Origin of the sequence: Rhodococcus sp. KB6 (genome assembly GCF_001445685.1) — a bacterium.
Classification (GTDB): domain Bacteria; phylum Actinomycetota; class Actinomycetes; order Mycobacteriales; family Mycobacteriaceae; genus Rhodococcus_F; species Rhodococcus_F qingshengii.
Genome location: NZ_LNAK01000055.1, coordinates 26,328 through 43,194, shown reverse-complemented (window position 1 = coordinate 43,194; position 16,867 = coordinate 26,328). Strand labels below are relative to the sequence as shown.

The window sequence follows — 16,867 nt, the reverse complement described above, 5'->3', positions numbered from 1 at the left end:
ACGCATGAGCAAACCAGTGGAAATGACCAACAAGGTTCGACTCGACGACCTCATCGACGCGATCAAGAAGGTGCACACCGATGCTCTCGACCAACTCTCCGACGCCGTGATTGCCGCTGATCATCTCGGTGAAGTTGCAGATCACCTGATCGGTCACTTCGTCGACCAGGCGCGCAGGTCGGGAGCGTCGTGGACGGAGATCGGCGCGAGCATGGGTGTCTCGAAGCAGGCTGCGCAGAAGCGTTTTGTTCCCAAGGCGCCGAGTGATCAGAAGCCGATGGATCCGAACGAAGGGTTCAACCGGTTCACTCCCCGGGCGAAGAACGTCGTCATGGCCTCGCAGAACGAAGCCCGCGCCGCCGGTAACGCAGAGATCCAGCCGGAGCACCTGCTCCTGGGGCTCGTCGAGGAGCCTGCCGGGTTGGCTGCGAAGGCGATAGTGGCGCAAGGGGTGGAGCTCGGATCCGTCCGAGCTGCAGTGGCCGGTGTACTACCGACTCCGACTTCCGAACTACCAGAACTCATTCCGTACGACGCTCGTGCGCGCAAGGTCCTGGAACTGACGTTCCGTGAGGCTCTTCGCCTGGGCCACAACTACATCGGAACCGAGCACATCCTGCTCGCGCTGCTCGAACTCGAAGACGGATCAGGCGTTCTGGCTGATCTCGGAATCTCGAAGTCGGTGGCGGAGTCGAACATCGTTGGAGCGTTGGCCGTCATTCAGGATCAGTGATTCAGAGGTGAATCCGATGCAGAAGAGGGCCGCACCCTTGCGGGTGCGGCCCTCTTCTTGTGTCACTGATCAGACAGCGCGCACATTGGTGGCCTGAGGACCCTTCTGGCCCTGGCCAACCTCGAACTCCACACGCTGGTTCTCGTCGAGCGACTTGTAGCCGTTGCCCGAGATTTCAGAGTAATGAACGAACACGTCCGGTGTTCCGTCGTCGGGAGCGATGAAACCAAAGCCCTTTTCGCCGTTGAACCACTTCACGATGCCCTGTGCCATACCGATACTCCCTACAAACTCGATCCGGGCCCTCACATCGAAGTCCCGATCTCGATATGTCTATCCTCCCACGCCGCGCAAGTCGAACGGTGGGCGACGTGCAGAAAGCGAGTTGTCAGGACTATCGGAGGTGGCTGCGCTACTGATCTTCGACGCTGGTTCTGACCAATTCACGGAAAGCGAGGACCAGTGGTTCGCGTGCCCGTCCGCGGCGATAGATCAGGGAGAACGGTGCCTGATATCCGAAGGAGGCGGGCAAGAGTGGGCGCAATCGTTGCTGGTCGACCCAATATCCGGCGTAGTGCTCGGGCAAATATCCGATGTATCCGCCCGAGAGGATCAGAATGAGTTGGGCCTCCATGTTCTCGACGGTGGCCGATCTCTCGGTGAATCCTTGGCGAGCCAACTCGGCTTCGCTCCAATAACCCCTGGTGACCATTCGTTGACGGGTGATGACGTCCGGGTGCACCCGCTTGCTCGAGAAGAGCGGATGTTTGTCGCTGCAGTAGAGCCAGTGCTGCTCGCGGTGTAGAGCCTGCGCTGTCAGGCCGTTCATGGGCGAGGCGAACGCTCCGATCGCCACGTCGATGCGGTCGTCGAGAACGCCTACCTGAAGCTCGTGCGGAGTTTGGATTTTGAGGTCGAGATAGACACCGGGGTGTGTTCGGCTGAATTCACCGATGACGTCGGCGAGCGGGAGCGTCGAATCCGTGACAGTCGAATCCAGTACCCCGACGGTCATCGTTCCCCGAAGTTCGCCTTGGAGTGCGGTGGCATACCGCTCGAACCCCTCCAGCTCGCCGAGGATGCGGACGCATTCCTGGTGGTAGAGCTCGCCCTTGCTGGTCAGGCTGAACCCGCTGCGACCGCGGTGGCACAGGACGATGCCGAGTTGGCGTTCGAGTTGGCTCATGTAGGTGCTGATCGCCGAGGCGGACAGTCCTAGATCCTGCTGTGCCGGCGCGAAGCCCTGATGGCGCACCACGGAGGTGAAGATCCGAAGCAGTTTCAGATCGGGAAGTGTGCTACGCATCGGGTACCTCGGCAGAGTCGAGAACAGATACATCAGAAATTTCTGAAGTGATTATTTGTATCAAGTGATTTATTTCACGTCAATCGTCTTCTACGGTTTGTTCAGGCGGTCTGACGAGACCGGCGTCTGCTCTCGGACCTGCTGGTACTTCACGAAGGAATCGTCACCATGGACATAGCCATAATCCTGACCTACCTGGCCGCAATGCTGGCTTTCGGTTGGTGGGGCAAACGCCGCGCGAGCAACTCCAGTGAGTACCTCGTCGCCGGTCGAAGGCTCGGTGGAGTTCTCTACACGAGCACGATGGCCGCCGTCGTCATCGGCGGAGCGTCGACGGTCGGCGGTGTCGGCCTCGGCTACAAATACGGAATCTCCGGTATGTGGTTGGTTGTCTCCATCGCCGCTGGTGTGCTCCTGCTGAGTTTGTTGTTCGCCTCCCGGATTCAGCGTCTGAAGGTGTACACGGTTTCGGGAATGCTGAAGTTGCGCTACGGAATCGACGCAACCGGCGCGTCCGGCATCGTGATGATGGCCTACACGTTGATGCTCACCGTCACGTCCACCATCGCCTACGCCACTATCTTCAACGTGCTCTTCGGTTTCGACCGGACGCTCTCCGTAGTCCTCGGTGGATTGATCGTCGTCGCGTACTCCGCGATGGGCGGCATGTGGTCGATCACGCTGACCGACGTTGTTCAGTTCGTCATCAAGACGATCGGAATCTTCTTCCTCCTGCTCCCGTTCACCTGGTCGAAAGCGGGTGGGTACGACGGGATCAAGGAGCGTGTGGGCGACGCAGCGTTCTCACTCGGCACTATCGGCACCGGCACGATCATCACCTTCTTCGTCGTGTACACGCTCGGAATCCTTATCGGGCAGGACATCTGGCAGCGCGTGTTCACGGCCAAGTCGCCCGAAGTTGCGCGCTGGGGCGGCGTCGCTGCGGGCGTTTACTGCCTGCTTTACGGTGTGGCAGGTGCGCTGATCGGTCTGGCGGCTTCGGCTCTGATGCCCGACATCGGTTCGTCCGACGACGTCTACGCCGACGTCGCCGTTCACGTTCTCCCGATCGGTCTCAGCGGAATTGTGCTGGCAGCCGCCGTCGCAGCGATGATGTCGACCGCTTCCGGCGCACTGATCGCCACTGCCACAGTGGCTCGGCAAGACGTCTTGCCTCTCGTCTCGAAGATCTTCGGGCGTACACAGCCTGGCCTGGATACGTCCGATCCGGAAGCAGATGTGCGCGGAAACCGCCTGTACGTCATCGTGATCGGCCTCGTCAGTATCGTTCTCGCTGCCCTGATCAACGACATCGTCGCGGCGCTCACGATTGCGTACGACATCCTCGTGGGTGGCCTGCTCGTCCCCATCCTCGGTGGTCTGGTGTGGAAGAGGGCCACCGGAACCGCGGCAATGGCTTCGATGGCGGTGGGAACGGCGGCGACTCTGATCACGATGTTCGTCGTCGGCGACGTGCTGGCCAACGAACCGGTGTACGTCGGTCTGGTGAGTGCACTCGTTGTCTTCGTTGCGCTGAGTCTGACCACGGCGCCGACTCCGCCCGCGGTGATGAAGATCTGGAACGAGCGAGTTTCCGGAAAGGACACGGAGACGGCCGAACCGGAAGTTGCCCCGATAGCCTGAAGGTCGGTGCGTGCAGGAGTGCACGCCACAAGGAGGTAGATCGTGCCCAAGGTCGTTGATCACGACGAGCGACGGTTGGTGCTGGCCGACGCTGTCCTCAGCCTGATCGCCCGCGAGGGTATCTCGGCGGTGACCACCAGGGCGGTTGCCGAGGAGAGTGGATGGTCGACCGGAGTGTTGAACCACTACTTCAATTCTCGACACGAACTTCTCCTCGCCGCGCTGCGCCGGGCAGCGGACATCCAAGGTGATCAGTATCAGGTCATCCTGGATCAGGTCGACAACTCGGCGCTCGAAAAGTTGCGGGGAATCACCGCCAGTGTCTTGCCGCTCGACGATCGACGCCTGGCGATGACGCGCGTGTTCCTCTTCTTCTACGCCGAAGGCGCACAGGAAGAGAAGGCTCGCAGTGAGATCGCGGGCTTTCTCGCTCGGTGGCGCCGGATCGTTCGCGAGACGGTTCTGGAGGCGCAACAGGAGGGATCGGTGCCGGCAGATGTCGACCCCGACCTCGTGACGATCAGGTTGGTCGGACTCACCGACGGCCTTGCCATGCAGTCGATTCTTGATCCCTTCATGATGGACGCCATTCGGGCTCCCGGCGCGGTGGCCCGAGGCGTCGACGCAGTCTTGCAAGCGATTACCGCGGAGGCTCGGACGTGACGGATCGAATCGTGGTGCTCGACGATTTCATCGACCTCGGCACTCTGCGAGAAACTCTCGGCGCCGCCGGGATCGACGTCGGCGTCGAGTTCAGTTCCGAGATCCCGAGCGGCGCAGGCATAATCGCGCTACTGGTGGGGCCGGAGACTGTAGGGCTCGACGCACATCATCTCGACTCCTTGCCGGATCTGCGTCTCCTCGCGGCCACCTCGGCCGGGTTCGATCACCTGCCGGTGGGCGCGGCGCATGATCGGGGCGTCACCGTCACTCGCGCGGTCGACTACTGCACCGAGGAGGTGGCCGATCATGCGCTGGCGTCGATCCTGTCCTTGCTGCGCTCCATCGGTCCGCTTGATGCCGCAGTGCACCAAGGTCGTTGGAGTGTCGTGGAGTATCCGCCACGTCGGATCGCAGGAACAGTTCTGGGCCTCTATGGATTCGGACTGATCGCTCAGGCGCTTGCCAGCCGTGCAGCAGCGCTGGGGATGACGGTCTTGGCAGCGGGGCGTTCGCTCTCGGCCGGAGCGCCCGGCGTCGAGGTCGTGGAGTGGGACGAGCTTCTGCGTCGATCGGACGTGCTGAGCCTGCATGTGCCGTTGACTCCGGAGACCGCCGGTATCGTGGACGCTCAGGCTTTGGCGTCGATGAAGCCGGGATCGTTCCTGGTCAACGTCTCGCGCGGAGGCCTCGTCGATCACGAAGCGCTCGGAAGTGCTTTGCGTAGCGGCAGATTGGCCGGCGCTGCGGTCGACGTGCTACCGGCAGAACCGCCGACTGCTGATGATCCGATACTGCAGATTCCGAACCTGACGATCACTCCTCATTCTGCCTGGTATTCGTCGGCGGTCTCGGGGACCCTGGCCAGACAGTCCGCACTCAACGTCGTTGCGGTGCTGACGGGAAAGTCCCCGGTGGGCGTTGTAGCCGCACCGGGGTCCTGAGGGGCGCTCGCCTCAGTTCTTGTATTCCGGATCGATTCGATCGAGAAGGCGAAGTAGTGCAGCCCAGGCTAATTCGTAAGCCTGGTCGTCACTGAACTCGTCTTTCACCTCGCCCGCGAATTGTCTGGCGGTGTACTCCGCCAGTTCAGGGGAGGGTAGGCGCAGACTGCCGGAAGCCTGTGCGGCGATCTGGATGTCGCATGCTTTCTCCAGGTAGAACATTCGCAGAAATGCTTCCGACGCAGTCTCGCCGACAGTCAGCAGGCCGTGATTGCGGAGAATCAGCGCGGGGTGGGTGCCGAGATCCTTCACCAACCGCTCACGCTCGACGGTGTTGAGAGCGATGCCCTCGTAGTCGTGGTAGCCGACCCGATTGTAGAACTCCATCGAGATCTGGTTGAGCGGCAGCAGACCGTCTTCCTGTGCTGCGACGGCGCAGCCGGCCTTGGTGTGGGTATGAAGGACGCACTGTGCGTCTGACCGCGCGGAGTGCACTGCCCCATGGATTACGAATCCTGCTGGGTTGACCTGATATTCGGACGGCTCGACGAGGTTCCCGTCGAGATCGATCTTGACCAGGTTGGATGCTGTGATCTCTTCGAAGAGAAGGCCGTACGGATTGATGAGGAAGTGATGTTCGGGTCCTGGTAGGCGCACCGAGACGTGCGTGAAGATGAGGTCCGTCATCTTGAAGTGGGCGAGCAACCGGTAGACGGCGGCGAGTTCGCGGCGAAGTTCCAGTTCGGACTTGGCAATTGTTGGCGGGGTGGTGGCCGGCGCGCTCATACGGTCTCCGTTTCGATGGGCAGTACAACTTTCGTTTAAATATATCAATCGATATATTTAAACGTCAATGGTTGCCGTACACCAAAACGTAGGAGCCCCACTCGTGCTCAGGGTGGGCTAATCTCGCATTCGCTGTGCCCTCGGCGCGCGCAGCAGATGCCGAGAAGGAGAGTGCACACGTGTACGGAACGATTCGCGAATCACCGACGACCGCTGAACTTGTGGACCAGCTCAGCCGCCGTGGGTTCTTCGGGGTCGGCGCAGTGGCAGCGGCCGCCATCCTTGCGGGGTGTTCGACTACATCAGATGCTTCTGATGCCGGCGAACAACGTGAGGTGATCAATGCGCTCGGAACCACCACGATCTCGGGAAAGCCGGAAAGGATCGTTGTTGCCAGCGACTTCACGGATCTGGAATTCCTGCTCTCGCTCGGCGTTCACCCAGTCGCCTACGGCAACACAGGATCGTGGGACCGCGGTTCACTGCCTTGGCAGAGCACCGCGGGAATAGCCGACCTCGAAAGCTTCGGCACCACAGGCGAAATCAACCCGGAAATCATCGCGCGCTACTCGCCGGACCTCATCATCGGAATGAAGACTTATCTCGAACCTGCAGCCGAGAGGCTCAGTCAGATCGCTCCGGTCATCGCGCTGGACTGGACCACCTCGTGGCGTGACGGCGTCGCCACGGTCGGGCAGGCAGCTTTTGTCGACGAGGCTGCTGCTGCAGCGATCGCCCGGACCGACGCTCTGATCTCCGACACCGCAGCTTCCCTGAACGGCTTGGGTGGCAAGACGATCATGATCGGCTCGATGTACGGCGATCAGTTGTATGTGCAGGGGGATGCCAGTGCGCCCGGGGTTCTGCTGCGCGAACTCGGACTCGACTATCGCGGATACAACGCCGAGCAGATGACTGCGCTGTCGATGGAGCAGGCGGAGGTACTCGCACCCGCAGACATTTTGCTCAGCCTCGCTTCTGATCAGGAAGCGACGACGAGGTTGGAGAACTTCGCAGTTTTCCAGAACCTCCCCGCGGTGAAGGCGCGATCCTATGCGCCGGTCGAACTTCTGCTCTCGAATGCCTTTGTCGATAATTTCGGTCCACTGAGCGCGCCGTACGCCTTGCCGCAGCTCGCCGGGGTCTTGACCGGGCTTGCGGCGGGCCAGGGAAAACAGCTCCCCTGACCTCGCTTCCGAGCCTATTGACGCCGCGTCGGCCTAGCATCGAAACATGGTGGACATAGATCTGACGGGCCGCGCCGCAGTAGTCGGCGGATCACAACCGCTGCGAGCGATACTCGAAACCCCCACTACCCCCGGCCCGTGGCCGGGGGTAGTGATGATTCACGAGGCCTTCGGGCTCGAGGAGGTGATGCAGCGGCAAGCCAAGCGGCTGGCCGCTGCGGGATTCCTGACGCTCGCTGTCGACCTCTACAGCGCGGGCGGGGCGAAGCGGTGCCTAGTGCCCACCATGACGTCGATGCTTCGAGGACACGGCAAGGCGTTCACCGACATCGAAGTCGCTCGCAGTTGGCTGGTGGAATCCCCGGACTGCACCGGAAAGATCGGTGTCATCGGATTCTGCATGGGCGGCGGCTTCGCGATGGTCAGCGCCGGAGATTTCGACGCTGCCTCGGTCAATTACGGTCAGCTTCCACGCAAACTCGATGAGGCCGTGGTGGATGCGTGCCCGATCGTCGGGAGTTTCGGAGGCAAGGACTTTTCGCTCCGGGGCGCGGCAGCGAAGCTGGAGACGGCGCTCAGCAATGCCGGTATCGAGAACGACGTCAAGGAGTACCCCACCGCCGGCCACGCGTTCCTCAACGACGCGGAGGCCGGACCCAAGGTGCTTCGTCCTTTGGAGCGCATCCTCGGAATCGGTCCCGATCCTGTTGCAGCGCAGGATGCCTGGAAGCGAATCGACTCGTTCTTCGAGCGCCACCTGGCGTGATCAGCGACTGGTTCTCTCACCGCCGTTGACTGCCAATACCTGACCGGTGATCTGCCGGGCACCCGGTGAGGCCAAGAAATGGACGGCTGATGCGATGTCGTCCGGGGTTCCGGCGCGCTTGGTGCTGGTGGATTCGATCAGCATCGCGCGACGCTCGTCCGTCAGAAAGTCCCGGAAGAACTCGGTGTCGGCGATGTAACCGGGGGAGACGATGTTCGCCGTGATGCCTTCTGGGCCCAGTTCGGCGGCCAGATCGACATTCCACGTCGCAACTGCTGCTTTGGCAGCGCCGTACGCTCCAGCTCCCTTGTCGGCGGCAATCGATCCGATGGTGATGACGGCACCGCCACTGGGGATTCGATCTCGAACTGCTGCTGTGGTCAACACTGCCGAGATCAGATTGGAGTCCAGATTGGCCCGCCACCCGGCGGCCAGGGATTCCAGATCTGACGGCGCTTCGCGATCGAAGTCCGTGTTACCGCCGGCGCAGTGCACCACGACGTCGATGGTTCCCGGAAGTGAATCCTGCAGCCGCTTCAGGTCTTTCGGGTCGGAATTGTCACAAGCCAAGGCGTGAACATTATCGCCCAACTCCTCCGCGGTCTTTTCGAGTGGTTCCGTGCGTCGGCCGGTGACAAAAACGGTGTCTCCGTCTCGGGCGAACGCCGCTGCAACTGCGCGCCCGATCCCTGTTCCGCCGCCGGTTACCAGAACTGTGCGTGTCATGCCTACCTCCGTGAGCTACGTTTAGACCTATACGAAGAACGTATCATTTAGAGCTAAACGAGGTGTGCAGTGGTGGGCGACTACAACCCGGACGACGCGGTGGACGCGGTTGCCTTGGCGTGGCTTCGCGAAAGGCCGGGCACGCCCGTAGAGGGTATCGGCATCGTCACCAGGCTGTGGATGTGCGCCAAGCTGCTCGGTGAGGATCGCCGACGGGTACTCGCCTCGGCCGGTGCGGACACCGCGACTCTGGACCTGCTCAGTGTCCTGCGGCGATCCGGCGAGCCGTATCAGTTGACGACTCGCCAGATCACCGAGCAGACCGGAGTCACGGCCGGTGCGATCTCGCAGCGACTCGCGCGCGCGGAGAACGCGGGTCTGGTGGAGAGGTCTTCCGCCGCGGAAGGGTCACGAATAGTGCTCGTGACCCTCACTGCCGCCGGTCACGAACTGGTGGAGCAATTGGTGGACCGAGTCCTCGGCCGTGAAGCCGAACTGACGTCGATTCTCACCGAGCAGCAGCAGGCCGAACTCACCGACCTGCTGCGTGTCTTTCTCGACGGCCTACGCGGCGAACTCGGTGACTCCGGCGTCGCGCACGTCGGGGCTTGATCAGGACAGGCGCTCGAAGACCGCAGCCAGGCCCTGCCCGCCGCCGATGCACATCGTCTCGAGGCCGTAACGCGCTTCGCGACGGTCCATCTCGCGCAACAGGGTGGCCAGGATTCGTCCACCCGTAGCTCCGACCGGATGTCCGAGGGAGATGCCGGAGCCGTTGGGGTTGATGCGTGGGTCGTCGGCCTCGAGATTCCAGCTCTGCAGGACTGCAAGTGCTTGTGCCGCAAAGGCTTCGTTGAGTTCGATGACGTCCATGTCCGCCAGGGTCAATCCGAGGCGGCCGAGTGCCTTCTCCGACGCCGGTACGGGGCCGATGCCCATGGTGCGCGGCGGAACGCCCGCAACGCTCCAACTCGCGAGGCGTGCGAGCGGTCGCAGTCCGAGGGTACGAGCTTTGTCGGCGGTGGTGACGATCGCCAGTGCTGCGCCGTCGTTCTGACCGCTGGCATTACCTGCAGTCACGGTGGAGTCGGGGTCGATCTTTGCGCGCATGGGACGAAGGCGCGCAAGCGATTCCATCGAGGTGTCGGCGCGTGGATGCTCGTCGGTGTCGACGAGCAGGGCCTCGCCCTTGCGCTGCGGAACGGATACCGGAACGATTTCTTCGGCGAAGACGCCGTTCTTCTGTGCTGCGACTGCACGCTGATGGGACTGAACCGCGAGTGCATCTTGATCCTCGCGGCTGATGGAGAACTCGGCGCGCAGGTTCTCTGCCGTTTCGATCATTCCGCCGGGAACCGGGAAGTCACGTCCGCCGGCTGTGACGCGGGCGCGCGCGAGACGATCGCTGAGCGCAACTCCTTCACCCTTGACGCCCCAACGCATTCCGGTTGCGTAGAACTCGGCCTGGCTCATCGACTCGGCACCGCCCGCGAGGACCAGGTCACTGCCACCGGACTGAACCTGCATGACGGCCTGGATGACTGCCTGTAATCCCGACCCGCACCGGCGATCCACCTGCATGCCGGGAACATCGATGCCCAGACCCGCGTTGAGCGCCGCGATGCGTCCGATCGCCGGAGCCTCACCGTTCGGCGAAGCCTGGCCGAGAATGACGTCGTCGATCTCCGCGCCGGAAATGCCGGTACGCGTGACGAGTTCGGTGATCAGCGTCGAGGCGAGATCTTCCGGGGCTACGTCACGGAAGACACCGCCGAAGCGGCCGACAGGGGTACGGAGCGGTTCACAGATGACAACGTCAGGCATTGGTTCTTCCTTGGGTCTGCTCGGTCAGCGGGTGGCAGCCGAGTGATTGTTGGACGACTGAGTACGTCCGAGATCGACGGAGATGGCGTCCGCAGTGGCGACTGCGGCCGGAACCAGTTCACCGCGAACAGCTTCGGCGCTGTAGCGGGCGGCTTGGGTGGAGATGTTGACGGCCGCGACCACGTCACCGGTCGCGTCCCGGATGGGTGCGGCGAGCGAGCGCAGACCCTCTTCGAGTTCCTGATCGACAATCGCGAACCCGTCGGCGCGAATCTTCTCGAGTTCGGCACGCAGTCCGTCGGCGGTGAAGATGGTCTTGCCGGTCAGGCGGGCGAAGGACACTCGGGCGAGGTAGGCGTCCAGTGCGTCGTCCGGCAAGCCGGCGAGCAGAACTCGACCCATGGATGTGGCGTACGCGGGAAAGCGCGTGCCGATGGTGATGGACACCGTCATGATGCGGCTGACCGGAACACGAGCCACGTACACGACGTCGTCACCGTCGAGGATCGACACGGACGTGGATTCACGGACCTTGGCGGACAAGGCTTCCAGATGCGGCCCGGCGATCTCGGGAAGGGACAGACTGGAGAGGTAGCTGTAGCCGAGTTCGAGGACACGGGGCGTCAACCAGAACACCGAACCGTCAGTACGTACGTATTCGAGTTCGACGAGCGTGAGTAGGAAGCGGCGAGCAGTCGCACGCGTGAGATCGGTGTGCCGGGCAACCTCGCTGAGGGTGCGACGCGGGTGCTCACCGTCGAAAGCCTTGATGACGGAAAGCCCACGGGCCAGCGACTGCACGTAGTCCGGGGACGGTCCCGGCGCCTGCTCGCTGCTGTTCTCACTCATGTTGTCTCGTTCTCCTCAGGTTCGGCCGAGAGGTCCGCGAGTGCTTGCTTTCCCAGCGCAAAAGCCAAGTTGCTGTTCGGCACACCCGCATAGACCGCGGTATGGAGAAATACTTCCACGAGTTCGTCGGGATCGATCCCGGCGCGCAGCGCAGCGCGAATGTGCATGTCGAGTTCATGTTCGTTGCCGACGGCAGTGAGGATCGCGAGAGTGAGGAGCCTGCGGGTGTGGTGATCGAGGCCGGGGCGCGACCAGATGTCACCCCACGCCGTGCGAGTGATGAAGTCCTGGAAAGGCGCGGTGAACTCGGTGGCACCGGCAATGGAACGGTCGACGTGGGCGTCGCCGAGCACCTGGCGTCGTACGGTCATGCCGGCCGACACGGCGGCGCTACGTTGGGCGAGCGCAGATGTGTGCGAGGCAATATGCGTTGCAAGTAGTTTGGTGACGCGCCCGGCTTGTTCGACGTTGGCCAGGTGTGCGCCCGGATCGACCACGTGCAGTACCGCATCGGCGATGCCGTCGGCGATCGCGCTCAACGTCGACGGAGGCGTCGCCGGATCCTGCTCGCCTGCGACGAGGAGCGTCGGAGCGACGATGCGGGCCAGGTCGTTGCGGCCGTCCCACGTCGAAAGCGCCTCGCAGCAGGCGGCATAGCCCTCGTCGGGTGTGGCTTCGACCATCGCGACGTGGCGGGCGACAAGCTCCGGATCATTCTCGGCCAGTCCCGGCGTGAACCAGCGTCCGACGACGGCGGCCGCGATTGACGCGATACCGTCCGCACGGACAGCCCGAGCACGATCGATCCACGGCTGAGCCGGGGCGAACTGCGAGGACGTGCACATCAAGGTCAACGTCTCGACGCGAGTGGGGTGGTGTGCGGCGATCCACTGGCTGACAGCGCCGCCGAGGGAGAGCCCGACGAGATGTACGGACTCGAGTTCGAGCGAATCGAGGAGAACGATGACATCGCCGGCAAGATCGGCAATGGAGTAGGGGCCGGCGGGAACCGGCGACTTGCCATGGCCGCGATGGTCGACGGCGATGACGCGGTACCGATTCGACAGCGCGTGAATCTGCGGCTGCCACATGGACAGATCGGATCCGAGTGAACCCAGGAGAACCACTGCCGGGGCATCGAGATTGCCGGTCTGTTGAAAGTTGAGCGCGACGCTCATCGAGATCCTCCTGTGGGGCGTTCGGCGAGGGCGCGGTCGACCAGATCGGTGGCGTGGCCCAGATAGTGTGCGGGGTCGAGTAGTTCGGCGATCTCGGTTTCGCTCAGGTGCTCTGCGATGGCGGGATCACGATCCAATCTGGTTCCGGAAGTGGCTGCCGCGGTGACGATGTCGCGCGCTCGATCAGTGTGTGCGGACAGGGCCTTGGTGACACGCTCGGCGAGAATCAGGCCACCGGTGATGTCGAGATTGCGAGCCATCGACTCGGTGTGTACTTGCAGGCCGGTGAGGCTCACGGAAAGCTGGTGCGCCGCTCCGCCTGCCAGACGCAGGAGATCGGTGACGGTTTCCCACTCGGCGTGCCAGGGGCCTGCAGCGCGGGCGAATTCGTGATCCATGTTAGACAGGGCTGTGGCGACCAGTGCGGGAGCACGTCGCGCTGCTGCGCGGGCGGTGATGGCCGCGACGGGATTCTGCTTGTGCGGCATGGCCGATGAGCCGCCCGGAGCGCTTTCGGCGACCTCGGAGAGTTCGGTGGACGCCATGACGGTGATGTCGGTGGCGGGCTTGGAAACGGCGCCGGCGACGATACCGAGCGTGGTCGCGAGTTCTGCGATGGTCACGCGGTCGGTGTGCCAGGGAGCAACCTGCCTGGCCAGGCCGAGTTCGTCTGCCAGTGCATCGGCGATCCTGAGCCCGTCGGGATACAACGCAGCGAGTGTGCCTGCGGCGCCGCCGAATTGAACCGGCAACGTGGACAGCACGATCTCGAGGCGAATCGCTGCGGCGTCGAGTGCAGTGAACCAACTCGATGCCAGTAGCCCGAAGGTGGTCGGAAGTGCCTGCTGGCCCAGAGTTCTCGCGACCATCGGAGTGGAGCGATGGAGGCGGGCGAGGTGGGCGGCGGAATCGGCGGCGCGGGTCAGGTCGGCCAGAACCACCGCGCCCGCGCGTCGCGTCAACAGCATCAGCGCACAGTCCATGATGTCCTGACTGGTGGCGCCCGGGTGCACCACGGAGGCAGGCACACCCTCCTGTCCGACCCTTTCGCGCAGCATCTTCACCAGCGGAATGACGGGATTTCCGCCGGCGGCCGACGCGCGGCCGAGCGCCACGATGTCCAGACCGCCCGGTTGTGAGAGTTCGGCCGCGGCAGCAGCCACCGCGGCGCAATGTTCCCCGTCCGCCAATCCGACGGTGGCCATCGCACAACTCAGTGCGGCCTCCACGTCGAGCAACGCGGTGACCCACGCCTGGTCGGACAGGTGCTCCGATACGCGGGTGGCCCCGAACACCGGGTCGAACAGTGCGCCGCGAGTGGGCATGTGTACTCCTCTTACAGTTCGAAGAAGGGCGTCTCGACGCCGTTCGCGTCCTCGTCCTGAACATAGACCGTCCAGGAGTACCCACCGTCGACCTTGGTTGCAACCAGCTTCGCGCGTTCGGTTTCGCTCAGTGAGGACAGCACCGGATCTGTTGCGTGTGCGTCGGCGTCTTCGGGGAAGTACAAGCGGGTGACCAGGCGGTCGAGCATGCCGCGAGCGAAGACCGACACGTTCACGTGTGGGGCCTCGTCCGCATCCGTTTCAGTGGGCTGCGCACCGGGCTTGACAGTGTTGACCAATGCAGTGCCCGTGGGATCCGCTGCGCTGCGGGCGAATCCGCGAAAACCAGCCGGAGTGAGCTCCACTGCGCCACGGGGATCGTCCGGATGGTTGAAGCGTCCGAGTGTATCGGCCTGCCATGTTTCGATCATCGCGTCGGCGACGGGTGTACGGGCGCCGTCGATCACCGTGATGGCCAGCGTGATTCGTCCGGGGGTATCGGCGGGAGCGGCGTCGGGGCCGTCCGTCCAGGGGAGGCCGATGTGCCAGTACGGCCCGACGGTCTGAGAGGGCGTGACACCGAAGGGGGCGGTGGTGAAGTCGCCGGGGACGACCGGATAAGTGGGTGCGGGCTTCGCGGTGTGATCAGTCATCGTGGTCTTCCTCGTTCTCGAATACGGAGGCGTTACGGCCGCGCAGGACGATGTCGAAGCGGAACCCGAGAGCCCAGTTGGGGACTGTGGCGTCGTAGTCGAAGACGCTGACCATGCGGTGACGTGCTGCTTCGGGTACTGCGTTGTAGATCGGGTCCTGGAAGAACATCGGATCGTCGGGGAAGTACATCTGCGTCACGAGGCGCTGCGTGAATGCCGTGCCGAACAGCGAGAAATGGATGTGTGCCGGTCGCCAGGCGTTGTCGTGGTTCATCCACGGGTAGGCGCCCGGCTTGATCGTGGTGAAGCTGTAGTGGCCGTTCGCGTCGGTGACGCAGCGACCCAGGCCGTTGAAGAACGGATCCAGCGGCGCGGGCCAGTTGTCGCCGGTGTGGCGGTAGCGTCCGCCTGCGTTTGCCTGCCAGACCTCGAGCAGTGTGTGGGGGACGGGTTTTCCGTCGCCGTCGAGTACGCGGCCGTGAACGACGATGCGCTGTCCCTGTGCTTCGCCGCCGTTGGCAATGGTCAGGTCGTTTTCGCCGGCGCCGACGCGATCTTCGCCGAATACCGGCCCGGTGAGCTCCGTGAGGCGCTGGGGGAGCAGCTTCAGCGGTTGCTTCGGGTGGCGAAGAGAAGTGGTCTTGTAGTCCGCGAAATCAGCCGGGGCGTTGACGCCAGTCGGCCGCTGGTACCTCGGCGGTAGATGCAGCATAGGGAACCTCGTCGTTCGGTTACGTGAAGTTGTTCGCAATGTGTACATGTGTTGCGCTCTGCGAACAGAATAGTTCGTAGATGTGACCCAGGCAATGCCGGGGGCGAAAAATGTTCGTTATGCGGACGGGGGTTCACAATACGTACGGGTCGCGCTACTGTGATCGACATGATGGACAAAGTCATTCCCACTGCTGCCGAGGCCGTCGCCGACGTGCCGGACGGCGTCACGATCGCTGTCGGAGGTTTCGGGCTCGTCGGAGTGCCGGAAATCCTCATCGATGCGCTCCTCGAGCAGGGCGCGACATCACTCGAAACGGTGAGCAACAACTGCGGCACCGACGGGTTCGGGCTCGGAGTGCTTCTGGAGAAGGGGCGTATCCGTCGTACTGTCAGCTCGTACGTCGGCTCCAACAAGGAGTTCGCGCGTCAGTACCTTTCCGGTGAGCTGGAAGTAGAACTCACGCCGCAGGGCACGCTCGCCGAGCGCATGCGCGCCGGGGGAGCGGGCATCCCCGCGTTCTTCACCCCGGCCGGCGTCGGCACCCAGGTCGCCGACGGCGGCCTGCCACTGCGTTACGACGGTAACGGCGGCATCGCAGTTGCCAGTCCGCCCAAGGAAACTCGTGACTTCGACGGCGTCACCTACGTGATGGAGCGCGGCATCGTCGCCGACTATGCACTGGTCCATGCCTGGAAAGGTGACCGGCACGGCAACCTCGTCTACCGCGCGAGTACCCAGAACTTCAATCCGGCTGCAGCAACGTCGGGGCGCATCACCATTGCGCAGGTCGAGCACCTCGTAGAGCCGGGTGAGCTCGACCCCGCCGAGATCCACACGCCGGGCATTCACGTTCAGCGTGTTGTCCACGTCGGCCCCGTGACGGTCGGCATCGAGAATCGGACGGTACGAGCATGACTTCTGTACTACCCACCAAACTCACCCGCGAAGAGATGGCGGCCCGCGTCGCGCGCGAACTCGAGGACGGGCAGTACGTGAACCTCGGCATCGGTATGCCGACGCTGGTTCCGAACTACCTCCCGACCGACATCACCGTTGTATTGCACTCGGAGAACGGCGTTCTGGGCGTGGGGCCGTACCCGACCGAGGACGAACTCGATCCCGAGCTGATCAATGCGGGCAAGGAGACCATCACCGTTCTCCCCGGTGCGTCGTTCTTCGACTCCTCAGCGTCGTTCGGCATGATCCGCGGCGGCCAGGTCGACGTTGCCGTGCTCGGTGCCATGCAGGTCAGTGCCACCGGAGACCTCGCGAACTGGATGATCCCCGGCCACATGGTCAAAGGCATGGGCGGCGCGATGGATCTGGTCCACGGCGCAAAGCGCGTCATCGTGATGATGGAGCACGTCTCGAAGAAGGGTGAGCACAAGATCGTCGAGGAGTGCTCGCTTCCGCTGACCGGTAAGGGCTGCGTCCAGCGAATCATCACCGACATGGCCGTGATCGACGTGACTGACGACGGTCTCCGCCTGGTGGAGACGGCGCCGGGCATCAGCGTCGAGGACGTGGTTGCTGCTACCGGAGCGAAACTGATTCTTTGACAGTCTGTTTCA

The 16,867-nt window shown here is 63.1% G+C and carries 19 protein-coding genes; 9 read left to right on the top strand and 10 right to left on the bottom strand.

Going from position 1 to position 16,867, the window contains the following annotated elements:
• Positions 1–4 precede the first annotated feature (4 nt).
• Entirely contained in the window at positions 5–733 is a 729-nt protein-coding gene (locus ASU23_RS11470; RefSeq protein WP_080552754.1) for a Clp protease N-terminal domain-containing protein, read from the top strand.
• Positions 734–802: 69 nt separating this feature from the next.
• Here ASU23_RS11470 and ASU23_RS11465 read toward each other — a convergent pair whose 3' ends face one another.
• Positions 803–1,006 carry a cold-shock protein gene (locus tag ASU23_RS11465; protein ID WP_003939930.1) on the bottom strand — a complete coding sequence of 68 codons (204 nt, stop codon included), beginning with the start codon at positions 1,004–1,006 and terminating at the stop codon, positions 803–805.
• A 139-nt stretch (positions 1,007–1,145) separates the two neighbouring features.
• Positions 1,146–2,039 (bottom strand): LysR family transcriptional regulator, encoded by an 894-nt coding sequence (locus ASU23_RS11460; protein WP_003939834.1) that lies wholly within the window; start codon positions 2,037–2,039, stop codon positions 1,146–1,148.
• Positions 2,040–2,207: 168 nt separating this feature from the next.
• Here ASU23_RS11460 and ASU23_RS11455 point away from each other — a divergent pair, with 168 nt between their 5' ends.
• Genes ASU23_RS11455 through ASU23_RS11445 form a run of 3 tightly spaced genes read left to right on the top strand, consistent with a single transcriptional unit; the run spans position 2,208 to position 5,287 of the window.
• Positions 2,208–3,683 (top strand): sodium:solute symporter, encoded by a 1,476-nt coding sequence (locus ASU23_RS11455; protein WP_003940304.1) that lies wholly within the window; start codon positions 2,208–2,210, stop codon positions 3,681–3,683.
• Between the two features lie 42 nt (positions 3,684–3,725).
• Positions 3,726–4,346 carry a TetR/AcrR family transcriptional regulator gene (locus ASU23_RS11450; RefSeq protein WP_047272039.1) on the top strand — a complete coding sequence of 207 codons (621 nt, stop codon included), beginning with the start codon at positions 3,726–3,728 and terminating at the stop codon, positions 4,344–4,346.
• On the top strand, positions 4,343–5,287 hold the full coding sequence (locus tag ASU23_RS11445) for a C-terminal binding protein (RefSeq protein ID WP_047272041.1): 945 nt from the start codon (positions 4,343–4,345) through the stop codon (positions 5,285–5,287). Before ASU23_RS11450 ends, ASU23_RS11445 begins: the two co-directional genes overlap by 4 nt.
• Before the next feature lie 12 nt (positions 5,288–5,299).
• On the opposite strand, the gene ASU23_RS11440 is transcribed toward ASU23_RS11445, so the two are convergent.
• Positions 5,300–6,073, bottom strand: a complete 774-nt coding sequence (locus tag ASU23_RS11440; RefSeq protein ID WP_047272043.1) for a class II aldolase/adducin family protein — start codon at positions 6,071–6,073, stop codon at positions 5,300–5,302.
• Positions 6,074–6,207: 134 nt separating this feature from the next.
• Here ASU23_RS11440 and ASU23_RS11435 point away from each other — a divergent pair, with 134 nt between their 5' ends.
• Together ASU23_RS11435 and ASU23_RS11430 are read left to right on the top strand one after the other, a co-directional pair.
• A complete protein-coding gene (locus ASU23_RS11435) occupies positions 6,208–7,260 on the top strand; it encodes an ABC transporter substrate-binding protein (RefSeq protein WP_253741291.1) in 1,053 nt (350 codons plus the stop codon).
• A 46-nt stretch (positions 7,261–7,306) separates the two neighbouring features.
• Complete coding sequence (locus ASU23_RS11430) at positions 7,307–8,026, top strand: dienelactone hydrolase family protein (protein ID WP_030536547.1); 720 nt, start codon at positions 7,307–7,309, stop codon at positions 8,024–8,026.
• On the opposite strand, the gene ASU23_RS11425 is transcribed toward ASU23_RS11430, so the two are convergent.
• Complete coding sequence (locus ASU23_RS11425) at positions 8,027–8,752, bottom strand: SDR family NAD(P)-dependent oxidoreductase (protein WP_058037943.1); 726 nt, start codon at positions 8,750–8,752, stop codon at positions 8,027–8,029. It abuts the gene before it with no gap.
• 72 nt (positions 8,753–8,824) lie between these two features.
• Between ASU23_RS11425 and ASU23_RS11420 the strand changes: the two genes are divergently transcribed.
• The gene (locus ASU23_RS11420; RefSeq protein WP_225320148.1) at positions 8,825–9,364 is read left to right on the top strand and encodes a MarR family winged helix-turn-helix transcriptional regulator; all 540 of its coding nucleotides are present in this window, start codon (positions 8,825–8,827) and stop codon (positions 9,362–9,364) included.
• On the opposite strand, the gene ASU23_RS11415 is transcribed toward ASU23_RS11420, so the two are convergent.
• Genes ASU23_RS11415 through pcaH form a run of 6 tightly spaced genes read right to left on the bottom strand, consistent with a single transcriptional unit; the run spans position 9,365 to position 15,293 of the window.
• A complete protein-coding gene (locus ASU23_RS11415; protein ID WP_030536550.1) occupies positions 9,365–10,576 on the bottom strand; it encodes an acetyl-CoA C-acetyltransferase in 1,212 nt (403 codons plus the stop codon). It lies immediately after the preceding gene.
• 24 nt (positions 10,577–10,600) lie between these two features.
• Positions 10,601–11,425, bottom strand: coding sequence for an IclR family transcriptional regulator C-terminal domain-containing protein (locus tag ASU23_RS11410; protein ID WP_058037942.1), 825 nt, complete (start codon positions 11,423–11,425; stop codon positions 10,601–10,603).
• Positions 11,422–12,603 carry a 3-oxoadipate enol-lactonase gene (gene pcaD, locus ASU23_RS11405; RefSeq protein ID WP_007730010.1) on the bottom strand — a complete coding sequence of 394 codons (1,182 nt, stop codon included), beginning with the start codon at positions 12,601–12,603 and terminating at the stop codon, positions 11,422–11,424. The genes ASU23_RS11410 and pcaD overlap by 4 nt, the downstream gene beginning before the upstream one ends.
• Positions 12,600–13,928 (bottom strand): 3-carboxy-cis,cis-muconate cycloisomerase, encoded by a 1,329-nt coding sequence (gene pcaB / locus ASU23_RS11400; RefSeq protein ID WP_030536552.1) that lies wholly within the window; start codon positions 13,926–13,928, stop codon positions 12,600–12,602. Before pcaB ends, pcaD begins: the two co-directional genes overlap by 4 nt.
• A gap of 11 nt (positions 13,929–13,939) precedes the next feature.
• A complete protein-coding gene (pcaG, locus tag ASU23_RS11395) occupies positions 13,940–14,581 on the bottom strand; it encodes a protocatechuate 3,4-dioxygenase subunit alpha (RefSeq protein ID WP_007730014.1) in 642 nt (213 codons plus the stop codon).
• A complete protein-coding gene (gene pcaH / locus ASU23_RS11390) occupies positions 14,574–15,293 on the bottom strand; it encodes a protocatechuate 3,4-dioxygenase subunit beta (protein ID WP_007730015.1) in 720 nt (239 codons plus the stop codon). The genes pcaG and pcaH overlap by 8 nt, the downstream gene beginning before the upstream one ends.
• Positions 15,294–15,464: 171 nt before the next feature.
• Between pcaH and ASU23_RS11385 the strand changes: the two genes are divergently transcribed.
• Positions 15,465–16,211: a CoA transferase subunit A gene (locus ASU23_RS11385; protein ID WP_007730016.1), complete on the top strand. Its 747-nt coding sequence runs from the start codon at positions 15,465–15,467 to the stop codon at positions 16,209–16,211.
• Positions 16,208–16,855, top strand: a complete 648-nt coding sequence (locus ASU23_RS11380; protein ID WP_007730017.1) for a CoA transferase subunit B — start codon at positions 16,208–16,210, stop codon at positions 16,853–16,855. The genes ASU23_RS11385 and ASU23_RS11380 overlap by 4 nt, the downstream gene beginning before the upstream one ends.
• Positions 16,856–16,867: the final 12 nt, after the last annotated feature.